Annotated in this window: 1 pseudogene; it reads left to right on the top strand. The window is 27.2% G+C overall.

Annotation, left to right across the window (positions count from 1 at the left end):
* Positions 1–142: 142 nt before the first annotated feature.
* A pseudogene (locus B0174_RS12130) lies at positions 143–519 on the top strand (cytochrome c biogenesis protein); the annotation flags it as partial.

The raw sequence follows: 519 nt of genomic DNA, 5'->3' as shown, positions 1-519 counted from the left end.
AAAATAAAGAGAACTTCGGTTCTCTTTGTTTCTATTGGTACATGTAAGTAACATCAATGACTTTCATTGCAATCATCTCCTTACTTAATTAAATCTTGATGTTACTTACATGTGCTAATACAAAATATCAAGGCAATTTATTATGTTAAAAAAACTTAAAACTATATTCTCAATGCCAATTGTTGTTGTGCTTTTACTATTTTTTGCACTTTCTTGTGCAATTGCAACATTTATTGAAAATGATTTTGGTCCATTAGGAGCTAAATCTTTTATTTATGGGCAAACTTGGTTTGAACTTCTAATGCTTTTACTTACAGTTGCAGTGATAGTAAATATTTTTGCTTTCAAAATGTATAAAAAAGATAAGTTCTTTTTATTTATGATTCATATTTCATTAGTATTTATTTTTGTTGGTTCTGCAATGACAAGATATATGGGCTATGAAGCAAATATCACTATATATGAAGGACGAATGGAAAACAAAATGTACTCTAGTGATGAGTACATAAAAGTATATAA

It is taken from the genome of Arcobacter caeni (assembly GCF_003063245.1).
In the GTDB taxonomy this organism is placed as follows: Bacteria; Campylobacterota; Campylobacteria; order Campylobacterales; family Arcobacteraceae; genus Aliarcobacter; species Aliarcobacter caeni.
The sequence above is the reverse complement of the archived record's forward strand: the minus strand, read 5'-3'. Positions and strand labels throughout refer to the sequence as shown.